19 protein-coding genes and 1 pseudogene are annotated in these 18,237 nt (G+C 65.8%); 13 read left to right on the top strand and 7 right to left on the bottom strand.

What is annotated here, in order from left to right; all coding sequences use genetic code 11:
- On the top strand, window positions 1-123 hold the full coding sequence (locus V5B39_RS22255; protein ID WP_434735718.1) for a DUF2934 domain-containing protein: 123 nt from the start codon (window positions 1-3) through the stop codon (window positions 121-123).
- 49 nt (window positions 124-172) lie between these two features.
- A complete protein-coding gene (locus tag V5B39_RS18125; RefSeq protein ID WP_332344269.1) occupies window positions 173-646 on the top strand; it encodes a carbohydrate-binding protein in 474 nt (157 codons plus the stop codon).
- 45 nt (window positions 647-691) lie between these two features.
- Here V5B39_RS18125 and V5B39_RS18120 read toward each other — a convergent pair whose 3' ends face one another.
- From V5B39_RS18120 to V5B39_RS18110, 3 genes are read right to left on the bottom strand one after another with little or no spacing between them, the layout of a single operon-like run.
- A complete protein-coding gene (locus V5B39_RS18120) occupies window positions 692-994 on the bottom strand; it encodes a 2Fe-2S iron-sulfur cluster binding domain-containing protein (RefSeq protein ID WP_332344268.1) in 303 nt (100 codons plus the stop codon).
- Complete coding sequence (locus V5B39_RS18115; RefSeq protein ID WP_332344267.1) at window positions 991-2,175, bottom strand: P-aminobenzoate N-oxygenase AurF; 1,185 nt, start codon at window positions 2,173-2,175, stop codon at window positions 991-993. Before V5B39_RS18115 ends, V5B39_RS18120 begins: the two co-directional genes overlap by 4 nt.
- Before the next feature lie 18 nt (window positions 2,176-2,193).
- On the bottom strand, window positions 2,194-2,919 hold the full coding sequence (locus V5B39_RS18110; RefSeq protein WP_332344266.1) for a sterol desaturase family protein: 726 nt from the start codon (window positions 2,917-2,919) through the stop codon (window positions 2,194-2,196).
- Between the two features lie 91 nt (window positions 2,920-3,010).
- On the opposite strand from V5B39_RS18110, the gene V5B39_RS18105 reads away from it, so the two are divergent.
- From V5B39_RS18105 to V5B39_RS18075, 7 genes are read left to right on the top strand one after another with little or no spacing between them, the layout of a single operon-like run.
- Entirely contained in the window at window positions 3,011-3,622 is a 612-nt protein-coding gene (locus tag V5B39_RS18105) for a nuclear transport factor 2 family protein (protein ID WP_332344265.1), read from the top strand.
- 22 nt (window positions 3,623-3,644) lie between these two features.
- Window positions 3,645-5,762 (top strand): Mpo1-like protein, encoded by a 2,118-nt coding sequence (locus V5B39_RS18100; RefSeq protein ID WP_332344264.1) that lies wholly within the window; start codon window positions 3,645-3,647, stop codon window positions 5,760-5,762.
- On the top strand, window positions 5,759-6,367 hold the full coding sequence (locus tag V5B39_RS18095) for a phosphatase PAP2 family protein (RefSeq protein WP_332344263.1): 609 nt from the start codon (window positions 5,759-5,761) through the stop codon (window positions 6,365-6,367). The genes V5B39_RS18100 and V5B39_RS18095 overlap by 4 nt, the downstream gene beginning before the upstream one ends.
- Window positions 6,354-7,097: a hypothetical protein gene (locus V5B39_RS18090; RefSeq protein ID WP_332344262.1), complete on the top strand. Its 744-nt coding sequence runs from the start codon at window positions 6,354-6,356 to the stop codon at window positions 7,095-7,097. The genes V5B39_RS18095 and V5B39_RS18090 overlap by 14 nt, the downstream gene beginning before the upstream one ends.
- Window positions 7,098-7,099: 2 nt before the next feature.
- Window positions 7,100-8,164, top strand: coding sequence for an aromatic ring-hydroxylating dioxygenase subunit alpha (locus tag V5B39_RS18085; RefSeq protein ID WP_332344261.1), 1,065 nt, complete (start codon window positions 7,100-7,102; stop codon window positions 8,162-8,164).
- On the top strand, window positions 8,157-8,987 hold the full coding sequence (locus tag V5B39_RS18080) for an SDR family oxidoreductase (protein ID WP_332344260.1): 831 nt from the start codon (window positions 8,157-8,159) through the stop codon (window positions 8,985-8,987). The genes V5B39_RS18085 and V5B39_RS18080 overlap by 8 nt, the downstream gene beginning before the upstream one ends.
- On the top strand, window positions 8,984-9,877 hold the full coding sequence (locus V5B39_RS18075; RefSeq protein ID WP_332344259.1) for a ferritin-like domain-containing protein: 894 nt from the start codon (window positions 8,984-8,986) through the stop codon (window positions 9,875-9,877). The genes V5B39_RS18080 and V5B39_RS18075 overlap by 4 nt, the downstream gene beginning before the upstream one ends.
- 895 nt (window positions 9,878-10,772) lie before the next feature.
- Here V5B39_RS18075 and V5B39_RS18070 read toward each other — a convergent pair.
- Window positions 10,773-11,732 (bottom strand): LysR family transcriptional regulator, encoded by a 960-nt coding sequence (locus V5B39_RS18070; RefSeq protein WP_332344258.1) that lies wholly within the window; start codon window positions 11,730-11,732, stop codon window positions 10,773-10,775.
- A 154-nt stretch (window positions 11,733-11,886) separates the two neighbouring features.
- On the opposite strand from V5B39_RS18070, the gene V5B39_RS18065 reads away from it, so the two are divergent.
- From V5B39_RS18065 to V5B39_RS18055, 3 genes and pseudogenes are all read left to right on the top strand, one after another.
- Window positions 11,887-13,446, top strand: coding sequence for an arylsulfatase (locus V5B39_RS18065; protein ID WP_332344270.1), 1,560 nt, complete (start codon window positions 11,887-11,889; stop codon window positions 13,444-13,446).
- 88 nt (window positions 13,447-13,534) lie between these two features.
- Window positions 13,535-15,478, top strand: a complete 1,944-nt coding sequence (locus V5B39_RS18060) for a bifunctional metallophosphatase/5'-nucleotidase (protein ID WP_332344257.1) — start codon at window positions 13,535-13,537, stop codon at window positions 15,476-15,478.
- A 95-nt stretch (window positions 15,479-15,573) separates the two neighbouring features.
- Window positions 15,574-15,984 (top strand): annotated as a pseudogene (locus tag V5B39_RS18055) (DUF2252 family protein); the annotation flags it as partial.
- 82 nt (window positions 15,985-16,066) lie between these two features.
- On the opposite strand, the gene V5B39_RS18050 reads toward V5B39_RS18055, so the two are convergent.
- Both V5B39_RS18050 and V5B39_RS18045 read right to left on the bottom strand, forming a co-directional pair.
- The gene (locus tag V5B39_RS18050) at window positions 16,067-16,189 is read right to left on the bottom strand and encodes a hypothetical protein (RefSeq protein ID WP_332344271.1); all 123 of its coding nucleotides are present in this window, start codon (window positions 16,187-16,189) and stop codon (window positions 16,067-16,069) included.
- Between the two features lie 184 nt (window positions 16,190-16,373).
- Window positions 16,374-17,210, bottom strand: a complete 837-nt coding sequence (locus V5B39_RS18045) for a PA4780 family RIO1-like protein kinase (protein WP_332344256.1) — start codon at window positions 17,208-17,210, stop codon at window positions 16,374-16,376.
- 235 nt (window positions 17,211-17,445) lie between these two features.
- Between V5B39_RS18045 and V5B39_RS18040 the strand changes: the two genes are divergently transcribed.
- A complete protein-coding gene (locus V5B39_RS18040; RefSeq protein ID WP_332344255.1) occupies window positions 17,446-17,712 on the top strand; it encodes a hypothetical protein in 267 nt (88 codons plus the stop codon).
- Between the two features lie 30 nt (window positions 17,713-17,742).
- On the opposite strand, the gene V5B39_RS18035 is transcribed toward V5B39_RS18040, so the two are convergent.
- The coding region (locus tag V5B39_RS18035) for a potassium channel family protein (RefSeq protein WP_332344254.1) at window positions 17,743-18,237 on the bottom strand (495 nt) is incomplete at its 5' end.

The raw sequence follows: 18,237 nt of genomic DNA, 5'->3' as shown, positions 1-18,237 counted from the left end.
ATGGTTCAGTCGGCGGCATACTTCATCGCCGAGAAGGATGGTTTCCAGCACGGCCGCGACGCGGAGTACTGGGCCCGCGCCGAGCACGAGGTTGCCGTACATCTCGGCGAGGTGTCCGCGTGAGTTCCTCAGCTGCGGCGGCGAAAACCTGGGCCGCTGGCGGGGTGAGCCGATGCGCAAACGACTGATCAGCGACCGCACGCCAGCGGCGGCACCGGCCACTGGCGACTGGCTCAGGCTCGACGAGCTCGCGGAGGCGGAAATCAGCTCCGAGGACGCCGCCTATCCGATCGAGTCGGCACTGTTGCCTGGCAGAGGCGCAGGCTGGCGGGCGGCCGTTCCCGGCCGCCAGACGATCCGGCTGCTCTTCGCGCAGCCGCAGGCGCTGCACCGGATACGGCTCTGCTTTGTAGAGACCGCGCTGCCGCGTACCCAGGAATACCTGCTGCGCTGGTCGGCCGATGGCGGGCAGTCGTTCCGCGAGATCGTGCGCCAGCAATGGAATTTCAGCCCGCAGGGTGCCAGCTCGCAAACCGAAGAGCATCAGCTTGATCTCGCCGGAGTGAACGTCCTCGAGCTGATCATCACGCCCGATATCGCCAGCGAGCAGGCCTTCGCTTCGCTGGCCGAACTGCGCGTCGCCTGAAGCCATTCCCGGCGGTGCGCTGCCCGCTCCTGCCGCCAGGGGTGATCAGGCGCTCTCGATCTTGCGGATGCGTACGTCCGTGGACAGCGTGAGCTGACAGGCCAGCCGCGCGCGCGGGTTGCCGGGCGCGTAAATCTCGAGCGCGTCGCGTTCCGCCGCGTCCGGCGGTTCGAGCGCGTCGCCGGCAATGGCTTCAACCTCGATCAGGCAGGTGCCGCACAGACCGCTGCGGCAGCCGAAGAGCAACGGCGAATTGAGCACCGTCAGGTGCAGCGGCAGGCTCGCCAGATCCGGCAGCTCAACCGGCGCAAAGGCAGTTCCCGGGAACTCAATGCGGTGCGCGCTCATGCCGGACGGAAACGGGCGAGCTGCCGGCGGTTGTCGGCGAGGTAACGGCCGACGGCGTTCCGGCGCATGGTGCGCATCTCCCGGTTGCCCGCTGTCAGCCAGGCGACCGGTTCGACGAAGGCACGATACGACTCGGTAGCCACCCGGTGGGTGTCCACCGCTGCGACCAGGCCCTCGGACTCGCGCGTGAAGCAGGCCGCCAGCATGGCGCGCGCTTCGCGGTCGTCCATGGCGAAGACGGGTGAGCGGAAGATCTTGTAGATCACCGGGAAGATCGCCGGGTCGTACCAGAAGATGCCGTTCACGACGACCGAGAAGTGGAAGTGGTCACGCTGACAACCGGCAACGCCGCGGTTCACCACCCAGCGCTCGAAACCGGTCGGCGCCTCGAGCGCCCGCGGCACTTCGAGGCCGACGACGCGCGAGGTGTTGAAGTGGAACGACTCGTCCATGAAGTGCCAGTAGCTGATCGCCGACGGCAGCGGCGCGTTCTCGCGATCCGGATGCTGCAGGTAGTAGGTCGACAACCGGTGCTGCACGAGCTTGCCGTTGAGCGTGCGCAGGCCTCGCACCAGCAGGTACTGGCTGCCGAGGAAGGCGTTCGACGACGACAGCAGGGTGAAGGCCTGGATCTGCAGGCGCCGCCAGAAGTCCTTCGCGGCATGGGTGTCGGCAAACACCATCGTGTGATCGTAGAGGCTGCGCATCGGGTAGGTGAACAGGCGTTCGCCGAAAAGCGTGTGTTCGACGGTTTCACCAACGGTCTTGAAGGCGTTGATGTGCGCGCGCTCCTGCTTCGTCTCGAGGTCCAGGTTGTCGCAGACCAGGCGGAAATCCTCCAGCGTGTACAGCCCGGCCGCCGACACCTGGTTGAGGAAAATCGTCGCGATCTCTGCCGAAACGATCTGCGCGTAGTAGGCCACCCAGTACAGCTGGTTGAGCACGATGCGCTGTGCCGCCGAGGCCTGATCCCAGACCGGCGTCCCCCACAGCAGGGAGAAGTTCTCCGGGTTCCAGTACTCGTGACGGCAATCCTCGTAGCAGAACCGTCGGGCCGCGTCGTCGATCAGCGCCGTGTGGTCCTGTTCGGCGTTGCGGCGCAGGTTGAACTCGAGCTTGCGGACGGTCGATTGGTCGTCGAGCAGGGATTTGCTCTGGCGTTGGGCAAGGCCGGTGTGCATGACGTTCTTTCTCCTCGCTTACCAGGGAAACAGCAACTGGCGCCACGGCCCCGGCGCATTCGCCGTGCCGTAGCGGGTCGGATAGCCGTTCGGCTCGGCGGCGGTGCCGAACAGCCGATCCCAGAGGATCAGGTTGGCACCGAAGTTGACCCGCTGGCCGTCGAAGCTGTGATGCAGATGATGGTGTGCTGGCGTCACCAGCGTGCGCCCCAACCAGGCCGGTGCAAAGCGCGCGGGCAGCCTTGAGTGACGCCAGAGGTCGAGACTGGCGGTCAGCGCCGCGGCGAGGAAGAAGCCCTGCGGGCAATCACACAGGAAGCCGAGGAGCGGATTGAGCAGCAGGTAGACGAACAGAAAATTGATCGGCAGCGAGTTGCGCGAGGTCGCCCAGACGTTCACCGCCGGCGAGGCGTGATGGCACTGATGCAGGGCCCACAACACGCCAACCCGATGGAACAGCCGGTGTTGCAGGTAGTAGAGGAGGTCCACGAAGACGAAGTTGAGCGCGAAGGCGCCGACGCAGCCGATCCGCAGGCTGCCGGCCAGATCCGGCCAATGCACCGCCAGCCCGCGCGTCGCGATCAGGTAGCCGGCGGCGGGGATGACGACGCCTTGAACGGCCAGGCCGAGCAGATTGAGCAGGTGGTCGGCCCGCGATCCGGCCGGGGCGGGAAGTGCCGACCAGCGCTCGAGCAGCGCGAGCGTCACGAAGGCAAGGAGCGGAAGGAACCAGCCGGCGGTCACGTCAGGATGGGCGGCAGCTTGTGCGGCAGGAAACGAATTGGCTATTATAGCTGGGCGCGCAAATGGCGACGCATCAGGGGAGAGCACGACAATGAGAGGTTTTCGACAGCTGCTTTGTGTTCTCGCGACTTTCGTCGTGACCACCACGACATCCGCGCAGACACCGCCGCCTGAACAGCGCGAGGCGGATCACCAGGCGCTGCGGGCGCTGCTCATCAAGTCCGCGGCCGCACTGAACACGCGCAACCTCGACTCAGTGGCGGCTGAACTCCATCCCGCGTTCACGGTGATCACCGTGGACAACCAGAAGCTGGTCGGTCTGGAGGCCCTGAAGAACTACTATGCCGGCTTGTTCGACGGACCGCAGGCGATCGTCCGGAAGTTCGAAGCGAGGCCGGTCGCCGACGAGCTGACCCGCTTCATCGACGACCGCACCGGCGTCGTTTACGGCTTGTCGGACGATCGCTACGAGTTCAAGGACGGCGACACGCGTACGATGAAGACGCGCTGGAGCGCAGTGGTGGTGAAGGAGGGAGACGTCTGGAAGCTGGTGAACGTGCACTTCTCGGCCAACGTCCTCGACAACCCGCTGCTTGACGCCGCCCGGGACTACACCAGCAAGCTGGCACTGCTGGCTGGCGGCGGCGGCCTGGTCGTCGGTGGCCTGCTGATGGCCTGGCTACGCCGACGTCCGCGCGCCTAGCGCCGAGCGACGCCGGCGCCGAATGCTCGATCTGCTGCTTAAGGGCGGGCTGGTCTTCGACGGCACCGGCGCGCCGCCGGTGTGCGCCGACATCGGCATCGTCGCCGGCCGCATCGTTCGCCTGGCGCCAGGCATCGACGAGGCCGCCCGCACGACGCGCGATGTCGGCGGCCAGTGGATCGTGCCGGGCTTCATCGATATCCACACCCACTACGACGTCGAGGTCGAGATCGCGCCCGGGCTGGCGGAGTCGGTTCGGCACGGCGTCACCTCGGTCGTGATGGGCAACTGCAGCCTCTCGCTGACGGTCGGCGAGGCGCCGGATCTGGCGGATATCTTCCTGCGCGTCGAGAGCCTGCCGGCGCCGCTGGTGCGCAAATGGCTCGCGCAGTCGGTGTCCTGGGGCTCGCCGCAGGCGTATCTGGCGCATCTGCGCAGCCTGCCGCTGGGACCGAACGTCGCGCCGCTGCTCGGCCACAGCGCGCTGCGTGCGGCGGTGATGGGACTGGAGCGCAGCCTGCACGAGGCAGCGAGCGACGACGACCTCGCCCGCATGCGCGCGCTCGCCGGCCAGGCGCTCGACGCCGGCTGCTTCGGCATCTCGGTCGACATGGTCCACTGGCACAAGGTCAGCGGCGCCTTCGCCGGACGCTCGGTGCCGTCGCATTATGCCGATGCCCGCGAATACCGCATGCTCGCCGACCTCTGTCGCGAACGCGATGCCGTTTTCCAGGTCACGCCGAATCCGCAGAACGGGCGCTCCTTTCTGCTGATCCTGGCCATGTCAACCGGCCTCTTCCGGCCACCGCTGCGGGCGACAGTGCTCTCGGCGCTCGACATGTCCGACCACCCGCAACTGTGGCGGCTGTTCCCGCTGATCACCTTCGTGGTTAACCGGCTGCTCGGCGGCAACCTGCGATTCCAGACGCTGGCCGAGCCATTCGCGATCTACGCCGACGGACCGATCACGCCGCTGTTCGAAGAGTTCGCCGCCGGCGTCGAGCTGAACAGTTGCGCCACCGCCCAGGCCCGGCGGGCGCTGTGGGCGAGCGACACGTTCCGGGCGCGCTTCCGCGCCGACTGGCAGCGACGCGAATTGCGCACCTTCCACCGCGATCCGGCGCGCATGTGGATCGTCGCCTCGCCCGAAGCCGATCACATCGGACGGAGCGTGGCGGAGATCGCCGCCGCCCGCGGCAGCGACGCGACCGCGACGCTGATCGACCTGCTCGCCACCCACGACGAGCAACTGCGCTGGGTCGCCTGCGGCGCCAACGAGCGGCCGGCGATCCGCCGCCGCCTGCTGGCGCACCGGTACATTCATCCCGGTTTCACCGACGCCGGGGCGCATTCGCGCAACCTGGCGTTCTTCGATGGCGCTCTTGCCGTCTTGCGCGAGGCCGTCAGCACGGCCTGCATGTCACCCGAGCGAGCGATCGCCCGCGTCACCGGCGAGGTCGCCCGCTGGTTCAATCTCGACGCCGGCGAGTTGCGCGAAGGTCGTCGCGCCGATCTTGTGCTTCTCTCTCCCGCCGCCCTGCAGATAGCGCTGCCGGCGCCGGTCGAGATCGCCGATCCCATGCTCGAAGGTGCCCGGCGCATGGTCAAACGCGGCTCGGCGGCGGCCGTGGCGAGCGTCTTCATCGCCGGCATCGAGGTCGTGCGTGACGGCGAGCCGTTGCCGGTGCTCGGCACGGTCCCGACGGGAACGCTGCTCGCACCGAAGGTCAAGGTGCGCGGGCAGGCAGCGGTGCTGGCGCGCTACCGCAACCGCATCGACGACGAGCTGGTCGACCATCCCTTCCGCGACTATTGGGACATCTTCGTTTTCAAGCACCAGGACCGCCGGAATGTCCTGCTCCACTGCCTCGCCGTGCTGATGATGTATGGCAGCGGCCTGGCCCTGCTGATCACCTGGAACCCGTGGTGGTTTCTGCTCGTGCTGGCTTCGCAGGCGACCGGCCTCGCCGGCCACTGGCTGTTCGAGCGCTCGCATGTCGACATGCGCGACGTCGTCTTTTCCTGGCGAGCATCGCGCTGCCTGAACCGGATGTTCTTCGCCGTCCTGCGCGGCCGCTACTGGCACGAGGTGGGCCGTGTGCGCAGCGCGTTCGCGCTGTTCCGGGAAGCAGCGGCATGATCTCCGTTCCAGGCATCCGGCGCTCGAACCAGGCGCGGGCCATGCTCCTCGGCTATCTCGCCTTTTCGGCGCTGTACCTGGGCAGCGGCACCTTGCACTTGGTGAGGCCGACGACGCTGGTTCCCGGCGCGATCGATGCGGCCATCCCGTTGGTCGACTGGACGGTCTGGATCTACCTCTCCCAGTTTCTGCTCCTTCCCGGCGCGATCGCTTTTGCGCGTGACGACACCGATCGCAGCCAGACCTTCTACGCGATGCTGCTGGCCGCGGTCGTCGCCGCCCTGATCTTCCTCGCCTGGCCAACGACGATGGCACGCCAGACGCCGGCCACCGACGGCCTCACCGGCCTGGCCTGGCGCCTGCTCCATTTCGCCGACCCGCCGGCGAACTGCTTCCCGTCGCTGCACGTGGCACTGGCCGTGATTGCGGCTCGGGCGCTGTGGCGACGCGGCGCCTTCATCCTGGCGACTGGCTGGCCGATCCTGATCGCTGGCTCGACGCTGAGCACCCGCCAGCACGTCGCCGCCGACATCGTCGGCGGCCTGTTGCTGGCGGCCTTGGCCCTGTGGCTCACGCCGAGGATGCTGCGCCTTGATCCCGCCTGACCCACTGCCGGGGGCGCAGGTGCTGGCGACCGCGACGCTCGGCGAGAGCGAGCGGCGGGCAATGTATGCGCTCTACGAACGCTACTACGAGGGCTCGTCGTGGCAGCTGTTCGCCGGCGACCTTGCCGGCAAGGACCGCGTCGTCCTGCTGCGCGACGACCACGGCGAAGTGCAGGGCTTCTCGACGCTGGCGATCTACGAGCGCAGCTTCGACGGCACGCCGGTGCGGGTGATCTTCTCCGGCGATACGGTAGTCGATGAACGCCACTGGGGCCAGCAGGCACTTGCTTTCGCCTGGCTGCGCCTGGCCGGGGCGCTGAAGGGCGAGCGGCCGGACCTGCCTCTGTACTGGCTGCTGATCTCCAAGGGACATCGGACGTATCGCTATCTGCCGGTCTTCAGCCGCGCCTTCGAGCCATCGCCCGACCCCGCCACCAGCACCGGGCTGCGCGCACTCAAGGACTTTCTCGCGCACGACCGCTTCGGCAAGGCCTACGACCGCAACACCGGCGTCGTGCGCTTTGCCGAGTCGCGCGGCCACCTGCGCCAACCCTATGCCGAGGTTTCGGAAGCGCATGCCCGTCTGCCCGAGGTCGCCTTCTTCCTGGCGCACAATCCGGGCTATGCGCGCGGCGACGAGCTGGTCTGCCTGTGCGAGCTGGCCGCCGATGCGCTGCAGCCGATCGCCCGCCGGGCGTTTCTCGCCGGCCTCAGGGCGGCGCAGGCCTAGCCGTGGAAACGCGCGTCTTCAACCATCCGCAGGCGGTCGTCGAGGGCTGGTACTGGCTGGCACGTTCGCGCGACATCCGGCGCGGCCAGGTGGTGCCCTTGCGGCTGCTCGGCCGCGACCTCGCCGTCTATCGCGCTGCCGATGGCCAGGTGGCGGCGCTCGACGCCTACTGTGCGCACATGGGCGCGCATCTCGCCGAGGGGCGTGTCGAGGGCCAGGCATTGCGCTGCTTTTTCCACCGCTGGCGCTACGAGGCGGACGGCCGCTGCAGCGACATCCCCTGCCTCGCCGGCAAGGTCGGGCCGCAGGTGCGCGTGCGCCACTGGCCCACCGCCGAGCGCTACGGCATGATCTGGCTGTGGACCGGCGAGACGCCCGCCCACGACCTGCCCGAGGTGCCGGAGCTGGTGGGCCAGCCGTGCGCGGCGCTGGTGGCGAACCGCTTCCGGAAGCGCTGCCATCCGAATGTGGTACTGATCAACGCCATCGACGAGCAGCATTTCGCCAGCGTGCATCACCTCCCCGGCTCGATCCTGAGCATGGAAGCCCTCCCCCGCAGCGTCTCGAACATCGCGTTCCGCAACCTCGGCAAGGTGCCGACCGACAGCCTCCTCGGCCGGCTGGTTGCGCGCTTCTACCAGGGCCCGCTGACCTACACCATGAGCTACTGGTACGGCAGCCTCGGGACAGTGACGCTCGGTCCGGACTTCCTGCATCTGCACCTGATGTTCGCCTTGCGACGGGGCGACGACGGCGCTACCGAAGGGCAGACTCTCGCCCTCACCCGGCAGCGCCGCGGGCCGCTCGGCTGGCTGGTCAACAGGCTGCTTCTGCACGTCACCGCGCTCGCTGCCCGCTACTTCGCCTACGGCGACACGCGAGTCTTCGAGAGCATCCGCTTCGACTTCCGCCACCCGATTCCGGCCGACCGCGCGGTACTGGCCTTCATCCGCCATCTCGAGTCGCAACCGCTGGCCAACTGGCAGGAGCTCGATCGGCCGGGCGCACGCCAGCCAGTCGCCCGCCTGCGGCTCGCGGCCGCTGACCAGGGCGCTGGCGATGGCTGAGCGCACGGTCCTCATCACCGGCTGTTCATCGGGCTTCGGGCTGGGAATCGCGCAGGCGCTGGCGGCGCGCGGCTGGACGGTGCTTGCCGGCGTCCACGATCCGGCGCGCGCGCCAGAGGAACTTGCCAGCGCGCGACTGCTGCCACTCGATCTGACCGACGCCGCCCAGATCGCTGCCGTCGCGGCCGGCATCGAGCGCCTGGACTGTCTGATTAATAATGCCGGCTACGCCCTCAATGGCCCGCTGGCGAGCTACAGCCCGGCGCAGATGCAGCATCAGATGCAGGTCAATGTGCTCGGTCCGGCACTGCTCACGCAGCAGTTACTGCCAGCGCTGGCCGCCGCCCGCGGCCGGGTGATCAACGTCTCCTCGCTCGCCGGCGAACTCGGGCTGCCGATGAACTCGCTCTACTGTGCGAGCAAGTTCGCGCTCGAGGGCCTGTCCGAGTCGCTGCGCCACGAATTGAGCGCGCACGGCGTGCAGGTGGCGCTGGTCGAGCCGGGCGGCTTCCGCACCCGCTTCGCCGCCAACATGGTCTGGGGCGAACGACCGCTCGCGGCTGGCGGTCCCGATGCGCTGCAACTGGCGGCCTATCGCGAGTTGCAGGCGAAGATGCTTGCGGGTCCGGGCAACGACCCCACCGCGGTCGTGGACGCCGTCGTCAGGCTGACCGAACTGGCCCGCATGCCACTGCGCACGCGGATCGGCAGCGACGCCAGGAGCGCGCGAAGGCTCAAGCGCTGGCTGCCCGAGAACGCGTTCACCGCGCTGATCGGGGCGCTGTTCCGGCGCCGGCTGGCAAGCAGGCGAAGCCGGCCATGATCGCCAGCGACGAGCGCCGCGACGCCTTGCGCCGCGCTGCCGACCGCATCGGCCGTCACCGCCCCCCGCCGACGGCGCCCGACGGCACCCGGCCGCTGTGGGACGCTGCCTTTTTCGGGCTGGATCGCGTGGCGTGCTTTGGCGAGGCCGACACCGAGACCCGGCAGTCGGTGCTCGCGGACTGCGCCGCCGGCATGCTCGCCGAATCCTGGCACATCGAGCGCTGCGGCATCGATTACTGCGCCCGCATGACGCTCACCGCCGAAGACGACGACGAGCGGCGCCTGTTCGCGCTGATCGGTGCCGACGAAGCGCGGCACGCCGGCTGGCTGGCACCCTGGCTCGCCCCGGGCGTGCCGGAACCGGCCCCCTTCAACCGCTTCATCGCCGGCCTGGCCGAAACCGGCACGCCGCAGGCGCTCGCCTTCCTGTTGCAGGTGGTGCTCGAAGGCTTCGGCATCACGCACTACAGCGCCCTCGCCGCGCACTGCCGTGACGCCGGCCTGGCCGACATCCTGCAGCGCCTGTCGCAGGACGAAGCCCGGCACCATGCCGCCGGGCTGGCCGTTTTCCGGCCCGACCGGCTGACCCGCGGCGACCGCCGCTTCCTCGCCGACGCCACGCAGGTGTTCCTGGAGATGATTCGCTGCGGTCCGCAGGCGGTCGTCGCGGCGCTCGACAAAGGCATCGGGCTGGGCGATCAGAGCGACGTTGCCGCGACCTTCTCCGCTGTCGATGCCGAGGGTGCCGGCGCCGTCAAGCTGGCCCGCCTGCGCCGGCTGATGGCCCAGCCGGGGATGGCATGGCTGGTCGACACGCTGGCGGCCGGCGGCCTCTTCACGCCCTGCCCGGCGCCCGACTGCGCGCGCATCTACACCGCCAGCCGCTGACCGGCGCCGAGGTATCGCTGCCTGGCGCCTGCCGCGACGGGACACCATGCCACCGTCAGTCATGCCTTCCTCGACCTTGACTTCGCTCGCGCCAGCGCTTCCGGACGCCTTGGGGAGGAATTGGCTGAGAATGCCGGTCATCTCCCCTCTTTCCCCCCGCGTCGATGGCAATCTCAGCTGCTTCCATGGCGATCTTCCCTGCTCGGGCTCGCTGAAGATGCCGGTGAAATTGGTGGAACCAGCGATGAAGTGCAGCAGGTGGGCTTGCACTTCATCGACAGCGAGATCCGCCGGCGACCGGTGGTAGTACCTGGCTGGTTTCACCGGCGCACCGATGTAGGCTTCCTGGATCCGTGCCAACTCACGGAGCGACAGCGAAAACAGACGAGGGCGTCAGGGTGCTTACACCAGCGAGCAGCTCTTTTAAACGCATCTTGCGCCACTGGGTGATTGCGCGAAGAATCCGTTTCGGCATCCGACGTCTTTGCCCCTGTGCAAGGCCCTGGTTGGGAAGCGAGCGGCGCGGCCCACCGCCGCTTGATGATCTGCGCGCGTCACGCGTCTCTGTCGGGCGGCCCTCCGCTCGCTTGCGGGCCAGACGACTCGGCGCGCCAGGGCGCGCGTGCCGCAGCCAGGAGGCATTGAGGCGACAACTGTATGCAGCACAGTGGTCGCCTCTCGATTGCCCGACCCGAATCCCCATGTCTGCCGCCTGTGCGTCTGCTCGCACTGCCGTCGATCGCCGTCGCCGGCTCGAGCGCACCGTGCAGACGCACCTCGCCACCTGGCTCGAACTCTCCTGCGACAGCCGACAAGGTGCTTCCGGCCCAGCCCATGTCGTGAATGATCCAGGCAGTAATGGCGCGGCGTTGCAGGGGAGGAGTCGAGATGGACGCTACTCCAAACCGAATTGAGGGGCCAGGGCGGTTTCTTCTTTGGTGATTTCCGCTTCCACCTCACGAGCCACCTGCATGAAGGCCTGCGCGGCGGGCGGCAGGGTGCGTTCTTTCAGGGAGATGAATCCATAATTGGTTTGCAGCGGAAACGCCTGGATCGGCACCACTGTAACCTCTCCGGCAAGCAGTGCCCGCTGCATGATGTTCAGCGTTGCCGCCACCAGCACGTCACTTCCTGCCAGCATTTCGGGAAGTTGCATGGGCACGTCAATCTCGATTGCCGGCACGAAATCGCCAGTGACCAAATCAATTGTTCCGGCCGCCCCGAGTGAGTCCGGCATGTTTGCCACTATTCGGGAAGGCAGCCGGGTGGTTACCCACGGAAACTCGAAGATGTCTTTCGGAACGATTGGATGCTGCTTGAGGATGGGGTGATCCGGCCGGCAGAAAAAGTACCCCCTGTGTTGCCCAATCCGTTCCGTGGTGAATTTCTCGTTACCTTGCAGGTTGCTGATTTCCGCAATGCCCAGATCCACGGTTCGCGCCGCTACTTGTTGCATGACATCGCGCCAACCGGTCACGTGCGCAAGGATTTCCATTTTTGGGTGCTTAGCAAGCAGGCGTGCAATTCCCGGGTAGCCTATCATGACGCTGGGATAGGGACCGAAGGCCACCTTCAGGTAGCCGATTTCCTGGTTTGCCAGCAGTGCAATTTCGCGTCGCAAATCGTCTTCCGCCGTCAGCAAGGTGCCGGCTCGCTCAAGCACGTGTTGGCCAAATACGGTTGGCGTGATTGCGCCATGCTTCCGGTCAAGAAGCTTCACCCCTAATTCAGCCTCCAGCCCTTGAATACTCTTCGATAGCGTCGGCTGGGAAATATGCAAGGCTTCCGCGGCACGCCCGAAATGAGCGTGCTCGACGAGAGCGATCAGATGCTGCAGGCGGAGTTGGGTAATCACGATAGCCTGAATGCTATCAGCTAACAGCTTCGGGCGAATTTCACTTTCATGAATGGCCGTGCTAACCTGCGACGCGTTCTTGGCACGACGTCTAAAAGAGGAGGTGCGGCTATCACGGGGCGCGCTAAATATCACTAAGGGAAAGGCACCGAAGATGAATTACTTCAAGCACAAGCTGGGCCGGGTCTTGGCCGTCGCGGCGGTGGTTTTGGCCAGTTCGTTCAATGTGGCGCAAGCCGCCGACAAAAAGCCCAACATTCTCGTCATCTGGGGCGACGACATCGGCATCGAGAACATCAGCCACAACAATCGCGGCATGATGGGTTACCAGACGCCGAACATCGATCGCATCGCCAAGGAAGGTGTCGGCTTCACCGATTACTACGCGCAGCAGAGCTGCACGGCGGGTCGCTCGGCCTTCATTGGCGGCTCCGTCCCCCTTCGCAACGGCATGACCAAAGTCGGGCTGCCCGGCGCCAAGGAAGGCTGGCAGAAGACCGACGTCACCATGGCCACCGTGCTCAAGAGCCAGGGCTATGCCACGGGCCAGTTCGGCAAGAACCACCAGGGCGACCGCGACGAGCATCTGCCTACCATGCACGGCTTCGACGAGTTCCTCGGCAATCTCTACCATTTGAACGCCGAAGAGGAGCCGGAGAACCTGGACTATCCAAAGAACCCGGAATTCCGCAAGAAGTTCGGCCCACGCGGCGTCCTGCATACCTGGGCTGACGGCAAGGATGGACAGAAGATCGAGAACACCGGCCCGCTGACCAAGAAGCGCATGGAGACCATTGACGACGAAACCGTTGTCGCCGCCAAGGATTTCATCGCGCGCCAGGCCAAGGCCGGCAAGCCGTTCTTCGTTTGGTGGAACGCCACGCGCATGCACTTCCGCACCCATGTAAAGGCCGATAATCGCGGCATCTCCGGGCAGGACGAATACAGCGACGGCATGGTCGAACACGACAGGCACGTCGGCGAATTGCTCAAGCTAATCGACGATCTCGGCCTCGCCAACGACACCATCGTGCAGTACTCCACCGACAACGGACCGCACTACAACACCTGGCCCGATGCCGGCACTACGCCGTTCCGCAGCGAGAAGAACACCAACTGGGAGGGCGCCTACCGCGTATCTGCATTCGTGCGCTGGCCCGGTCATTTCCCGGCCGGCACGACGCTCAACGGCATCGTGGCGCACGAAGACTGGCTGACTACCTTTGCCGCCGCCGCCGGCGCGCCGGACATCAAGGACAAGCTCCTCAAGGGCGTGGAACTCAACGGCCGCACTTACAAGAACCACCTTGATAGCTACAATCAACTTGATTACCTGACCGGAAAGACCAAGGAATCGCCGCGCAAGGAGTTCATCTATGTGAATGACATTGGCGAGATCGTTGCCGCCCGCTACAACGACTGGAAGATCGTCTTCATGGAGAACCGGGCAGAGACGATAGCGCTGTGGCGCGAGCCCTTCGTCGAACTGCGCGCCCCGTTGCTCTTCAACCTGCGCCGCGACCCGTTCGAGAAAGCCCAGCACAATTCGAACACCTACAATGACTGGTGGATCGACCGCGTTTTCGTCATCGTGCCGATCACCGAGATGGTCGGAAAGTTCCTCATGACCTTCAAGGACTACCCGGCCAGCCAGACGGCGGGTTCGTTCAACCTGACGAAGATGCAAAAGCAGATCGAAGGAATGTCGCACTGAGCTAGACCGGCTGTTCGCCACCGCAGCCCCCGCCGTCGCAAGTCGGCGGGGGCTGCGCTCATTTTGTCGACTAGGATGAAGCCCATCAATGACTACCACAGACCAAGAACCGGCCGCAGCAGAAGACAGCAAGGCGACTCTCTCCCGTCGCGAGTTCCTCGCCGGTACGGCAGCATTCGGTGTCACGCTGCTCCTGCCCGGATTCGTCTCTGCCGCGCCTGCCGGTGCGAAGACTTTCAGCATCCTGCATACCAACGACATGCACGCGAGTTTCATCGGCATGGGCCCGTCGGCGGATTACACGCCGTTTACGCTCAACGATGACACCACCCGCGGCGGCTACGCGCGGCTGGCCAGCCTGATCGCGCAGCGCACAGCGGCGCGCAAGGACCAAGGGCCGGTGCTGGTGCTGGATGCGGGCGACTACAGCATGGGCACGGCGTTCAGCGCCGCGACGCGCGAGACCGGCAGCGAACTGCACCTGATGGGCAAGATGGGCTACGACGCCACTACCTTCGGCAATCATGAATTCGATCTCGGTCCCGCCGGCCTGGGCAAATCCATCGGCGCCGCCGTCAAGGCCGGCCGCATCCCGGCGGTACTCTCCGCCAACGCCAGTTTTACCGGCAGCGACGCCAGCCTGGCCGACCTGCAGGCGCTGGCCCGCAAGGGCGTGATCCGCCGGTATATGGTGATCGAGCGCGGCGGCCTGCGCTTCGGCATCTTTGGCAGCCTTGGCAAGGAGGCCATGATCTACACCAGTGGTGGACCGACGACCTTTGCCGACCCCACCGAATCCGCCAAACAGGTGGTGAAGATCCTGCGCGAGACCGAGAAGGTCGATGTCGTCATCGCGCTGAGCCACGGCGGCGTCGAAAAGGGACCGAATGGCAGCTATCAGTCTGGCGAGGACGTGCAACTGGCCATGACCGTGCCGGGCATCGACGTGGTGATCAGCGGCCACAGTCACACGGAGTTGAATGAGGCGATTATCGTCAACGGCCAAACACCGGTGGTCCAGACCGGGAAGGAGAGCCGCAATCTCGGCGAACTGGTGATCGCGCTGGATGGGAATAAGCTGACCGTCATCTCGTACCGCCTCCTACCGATCGACGACAGCATCGCCGGCGATCGCGCCATCGCCAAGGAGATCGAACACCTCAAGAAATCGGTCAGCGCCGCCGCATTCGCGTCGCGGGGCTACAGCATCGACCAGCCGCTGGCCATCGCGCCGCGCGATCTGCCCAATACCTTCACCGACATCGCCGCTGGCACGCTGCTAGCCAACCTGGTCACCGACTCCTTCCGCGCCGCCACCAAGGCCGACATCGGGTTTACCGCCAACGGCATGATGCGCGCTGGGCTTTTGCGCGGAAAGACCGGAGTGGTGACGGTCTACGACGTGTTCGCCGTAGCGCCGCTCGGCGCCGGCGTCGTCGATCCGACCCCCGGCAGCACGCTGGTGACCGGCTATTTCACCGCCCAGGACCTCAAGAACCTGCTGGAATTCTTTCTGATCGACAACGCGGCCCATCCGGGCGAGTATTTCCCGCGCGCCTCCGGCATGCGCTTCCGCTACGACCTCACGCGGCCAAAATTCGACGTGGTGACGGCCATCGAACTGGGCAACCTCGGCCGCGGCTACCAGGCGATCGACATCAGCGCCAAGGACGCGCGCCTCTACAGCCTGACCTGCCCGCTGATGCTCGGCCCGATCATCGTCGCCATCCCCAAGTACACCAAGGGCAAGCTGGCGCTGGTCCCCAAGAAGCAAGACGGCACGCCGCTCAAGTCGAAGGTCGATGCGCTCGAAATGCCGCGCGAAAACTCGGGCTACCTGCTGCCGCCGCCCGGCACGACGGATGCGAGCAGTGCCGCCACGGGTACGGGCAAGAACGCCGGCCGCGAGATCAAGGAATGGCAGGCGATCATGGATCACCTGCGCAAGTTGCCGGTCAAGGGTAAGGATAGGCTGCCGATCATTCCGGTCGATGAGGGCGCCGCCGAGGTGCGGGCGATCAAGGCGGGCTGATCAAGAGCAGGCTCGAATCCCGCATCCACACCAACCACTCGTAAAGTCCACCATAAAACCACACGCGGCAATGCCGGCTGGTTGCATCCCCGTGAATGCGGGCAAAGGAGTCGGCACACGACGAGTCACTGCAATGCACGAATGAAGTGAAAACGGAACCACACTTGAGAAGCAGGAGGCATGGTATGAAGCGCAAGTCCAAGGACGTGTCGGAGGCAAACGGCAAACTTGATGGCGGCGCCGCGTCTGACGAACCTGCTTATCGTTCACAGGCGCAGCGCGGGGCAGAAGGCAAGCGCTTGCGCGACAGCCTGCCCCTGGCCCGGCATAGCGGATGGAATGCGCCAAAGAAGCGACGCGATCCGGTCGAGTTGGTGCTGCCTGCACACGAGGGGTGGGTGCTGGCCCTTGTGCCGATTCGCCATGGCCGGATGATGCAATCCCCCTTCGCCTTTTATCGGGGGACCGCCGCGATCATGGCCGCCGACTTGGCACACACCCCGAACTCCGGCCTCAGAGGCTGTGAATTTTTCACTTCTGCGGCACAAACAGCGCGACCGGACTGCTGGCGCCAGTCTGCGCGCGCATCTACACCGCCAGCCGCTGACCGGCGCCGAGGTATCGGCTGCCTGGCGTCTGCGGCGGCGGGATCATGGCCTCGACACGATGCCGGACGCGCGGGCCAGTGAGGTACTGGTAGATCAGTTCCATCCCTCACTCCTTTCCCGCAAAGTCGCGAACGGGTGGAACATGGGGCTTGACCAATACAACCTGCTGGGTTGCCCCTGCGGCCTTTTCACCGTGCGCTCGCCAGGAGGCAATCCGTGGATACGACAGTATCGAACGGGCCACGGGCCGGAAATCGACGAGGACATCAGCGGCGAAGGTATGTGGGCTATTCGCACATGCGCCGGATTTCATTCTCCTCTATGGCCAGCTTGACCTGGAGGAGAACGGCGTCGACGTCGGCCAGCCCCTCATCGAGTACGACTTGACCGGTCAGGGGCAGTTCCGGCGACAGCAGGCCGCTTTCGTAGTGCGCCCAGATTTCCTTGCCGTACTGGCTATCCTTGAGGGTGGGCGCGAAGGCGCTGAAGTAGGTCCGCAGATTGAGCACGTCACGCTCGAACATTTCGGCGGCATCGCTGTTGCCCGCCGCATCGACGGCTTGCGGCAGGTCGATGATGACCGGCCCGCCTTCGCCGACGAGGATGTTGTATTCCGAGAGGTCGCCGTGGATGACGCCGGCGCACAGCATGCGCACCACCTGATTCATGAGCAGGGCGTGATACGCCAGTGCCAGTTCCTCGCTGAGTTCGACATCGTTCAGGCGCGGCGCGGCGTGGCCGTCGGCATCGAGAACCAGATCCATCAGCAACACGCCGGCGAAGCAGATATGCGGCTGCGGCACCCGCACCCCGGCGGCAGCCAGCCGATACAGGGCATCGACCTCGGCACTCTGCCAGACCTCTTCCTGCATCCGCCGCCCATAGCGGCTGCCTTTCTCCATGGCGCGCGCCTGCCGGCTGTTCTTGACCTTGCGGCCTTCCTGGTAAGAGGCGTTCTTGCGGAAGCTACGTTGATTGGCATCCTTGTACACCTTGGCGCAGCGAATCGCTTCGCCGCAGCGGACGACATAGACGGTGGCCTCCTTGCCGCTCATCAATTGGCCAATCACCTCATCGACGAGGCCTTCTTCGACGAGCGCGGTGAGTCTGTGGGGGGTTTTCATGGTGGCCTTGGGTTTGGATTGGCTGCGTGCTTCGTCACGCGCCGCGAGGCGGTGGACAGCGTGTAGGTCGTCTAGCGTAGCGCAAGCCGAGGCTTGGCGCGCAAATAATCGGGAATTGACGCTGCTTGATAGTGGCTCCTAGACCTGCGCCGCCAGTGCTGGTTTCCCTGCCCCCGGCCGCCCCGGCGGTTGGCCAGCCGCCGAGCGGCGCAGCTGCGAGGTCGCCCTCGCCTCTGTGCAGGAGAGCCTGCAAGCCTGGATAGCGCTCGGCAATCAACTCTACGAAGCCGCCTCTCTCAGCCAGCTCGCCCAAGTTCACCTCCGCCTTGGCAACCTCCCCGCCGCTAAGCACCACGCCAACGCCGCCTGCCAGATCCGCGAATCGCTCGGCCTGAACGACGTCTGGAAAAACTACAACACCCGCTCCAAAATCACCGCCGCCCGCCAGGCCCCGCCGCGGCCGCCGACTGGGCGCAGAAGCGCGCAGGATGAACAGGCGTAAATGGAAGTATGGGGTCGCCACTTCTTTCTGCTAGTTCTTGCTATCGGTACTGACGTGCAGGGCCATCAATCGCGAGAGCATCACGGCGATATAGAGCTGTCCGGCCAGGGCTTCGGAGGTGGCAAGCGAACGTGCGATCGGGTGAACCGGCGTGATGTCGCCATAGCCCATGGTAGTGAGCGTCACGAAGCTGTAGTAGATCCACGTCAGCGCGCCGGGCGCGTCGCCGATCTCGCCGCTGAAGGCATCGGGATGAATCAGATGCACCAGTTCGTAGGCATCCGCATAAACCAGCCCGATCAGCAGCAGCACGGCGATGGCGCCCTGGATGCGGTAATGGGTAACCGGGCCGCTGCGATACGCCCGTGCTGCAACCACCCCAGCAAACAGCAGGAGCATAACGAGGGTAGTGGCTTCGCGCCCGATGGCCAAGGCGTTCGAGGGCGATCCGGCGGCCCCCCAGCGCACCAACAACGTCGCCGCCGTCAAGGCCACCGCGGCGAGCCGCAGCCGGCGGGATTCAGC

Origin of the sequence: Accumulibacter sp., assembly GCF_036625275.1 — a bacterium.
In the GTDB taxonomy this organism is placed as follows: Bacteria; Pseudomonadota; Gammaproteobacteria; order Burkholderiales; family Rhodocyclaceae; genus Accumulibacter.
This window is presented reverse-complemented; position numbering and strand designations above follow the sequence as displayed.